The organism is Collinsella aerofaciens, assembly GCF_902501475.1.
Lineage (GTDB): Bacteria > Actinomycetota > Coriobacteriia > Coriobacteriales > Coriobacteriaceae > Collinsella > Collinsella aerofaciens_AL.
This window is the reverse complement of record NZ_CABWIF010000036.1, coordinates 1-2285: the sequence shown is the minus strand read 5'-3', so window position 1 is coordinate 2285 and position 2285 is coordinate 1. Positions and strand designations below refer to the sequence as shown.

The 2285-nt window shown below is 57.0% G+C and carries 1 protein-coding gene and 1 rRNA gene; both read left to right on the top strand.

Annotated features, from left to right (window positions below; genetic code table 11):
• Positions 1 to 96 (top strand): 5S ribosomal RNA (rrf, locus tag GDJ93_RS07175); the annotation flags it as partial.
• A gap of 247 nt (positions 97 to 343) precedes the next feature.
• Positions 344 to 2038, top strand: coding sequence for a phospho-sugar mutase (locus tag GDJ93_RS07170; RefSeq protein WP_148332922.1), 1695 nt, complete (start codon positions 344 to 346; stop codon positions 2036 to 2038).
• Positions 2039 to 2285 lie beyond the last annotated feature (247 nt).

The following is a 2285-nucleotide window of genomic DNA, read 5'->3' as shown; positions in this document are numbered from 1 at the left end:
GGGCACGCCCGGTCCCGTTCCGAACCCGGAAGCTAAGCCCCATCGCGCCGAGAGTACTGCGGGGTCAGCCCGTGGGAGGCCAGGGCGCCGCTGACCGGTGGACGGCACCGAGCCGTACGCTTGAACTTAGAAGGGGGAGGCCTCGCGGCCTCCCCCTTTTTTGCGTTTACGTGAAACATTCCTTATGCAATTAAATCAATTTAATCATCCACCGCTGAATATAGACGTTCACCGTTCTTTGGTCGGTTCTTTGTTCTCAATGGACTAATATTTGCTTTAGCGCACTGCTGCGCTTGTCCTGTTTTACACGGGTCGTTTTATTGATTGTGACGGAAGGACTCATATGGCAGATGTTCATGAGCTGCTTGATACTTGGATTGCCAATGTCAAGGACGAGGAGCTCCTCGCTGAGCTTAACACGATGAAGGAGCAGGGTGATGAGGACGCCATCACCGACGCTTTCTTCCAGGATCTCGCCTTCGGTACTGCCGGCCTTCGCGGCACTATCGGTGCGGGCACTAACCGTATGAATATCTATACGGTCGGTCGTGCGACCCAGGGATTCGCTGACTACCTCAATGCGACCTTCGAACATCCGACGGTCGCCATCGCTCGCGATAGCCGCAATAAAGGTGAGCTGTTCGTCAAGACGACGGCTGCCATTCTTGCAGCAAACGGCGTGACCGCCCTCGTGTATCCCAAGATTTCTCCTGTGCCGACGCTCTCCTGGGCCGTCCGCGACCTTAAGTGCTCCGGTGGCATTTGCATGACCGCTAGTCATAATCCGGCGCCTTATAACGGCTATAAGGCCTATGGCCCCGACGGCTGCCAGATCACCAGCGAGGCCGCCGATGCAATTTCTAAGGCTATCGCCGAGACCGATACGTTCACCGGCGTGAAGTCCATGGACTTCGATGAGGCTCTTGAGCAGGGTCTGGTCAAATGGATCGATGACTCGTGCCTCGAGCGTTATTACGACGCCGTTCTCGCCCGCGGCGTGACTAACCTTTCTGCCGAGGAGATCGCTGGCGCTCCGCTTAAGCTCGTCTACACTCCGCTTAACGGCACTGGCCTCATTCCCGTCACGACGGTGCTCGAGCGCGCTGGCATCACTGATGTCACGGTTGTTCCCGAGCAGAAGGAGCCTAACGGCGATTTCCCGACCTGCCCGTATCCTAACCCCGAGATTCGTCAGGCCATGCAGAAGGGCATTGACCTGTGCGAGCAGGTTCACCCCGATCTGCTGCTTGCAACCGATCCTGACGCCGATCGCGTTGGCGTTGCCGTTAAGAATGGCGATGACTATCTGCTGCTGACCGGCAATGAGATGGGCGTTCTGCTGCTTGACTATATCTGCAAGACCCGCGCTGCTCGCGGTGAGGACCTCACTAAGAAGGTTGCTGTCACTACTATCGTTTCTTCCGCCATGGTTGACGCTCTGGCCGACGAGTACGGTTTTGAGCTCCGCCGCTGCCTGACGGGCTTCAAGTACATCGGCGACATCATTACTTCTCTTTCCGATGCTGGCGAGGTCAATCGCTTTATCTTCGGTTTTGAGGAGAGCTACGGCTATCTGGCCGGTGACCACGTGCGCGACAAGGACGCCGTGAGCACTTCTCTTCTGATTTGCCAGATGGCGCAGTATTACAAGCTCCAGGGCAAGAACCTTGCAGATGCGATGCACGAGCTGTACGAGAAGTATGGCTACTATCACAACAAGACGATTTCGCTGAGCTATCCGGGCGCTGAGGGTGCGGCAAAGATGGCCGGCATCATGGCTGGTCTGCGCGAGAACCCGCCCGCGGAGCTCGCCGGTTCCAAGATTGAGGCTGTCGTGGATTACAACACCTGCGTGAACGGCCTGCCGAAGGCTAACGTCATTGAGTTCGATCTTGAGGGCGGCAACAAGGGTATTGTTCGTCCTTCCGGCACCGAGCCCAAGATTAAGCTGTACATCTTCGCTAAGGGCGCGGATGCCGCCGAGGCTGATGCCGCACTTGACGCGATTGAGGAGTCCGGTCGCAAGCTGTTGGCCTAAGGCTTTGAAAGCCTATTTCTACAGTTAGACGGAGGAGGGGATCTCGGAAACGAGGTCCCCTCTTTATTACCGGCAAACACAGCTGAGAATCACAAAATGTGTAGGAAATGTGTACGCCCAGATTCCCGCCCACGGGGCCCCTCCGGTCTGGCAATATATCTCCTTGCCGCGCGGCCCGGTCGGACCGGATGAGCCGCGGGGCGTGCACCTTGAGAACCGGATACTGCGAGGATGGACACTAACTTCA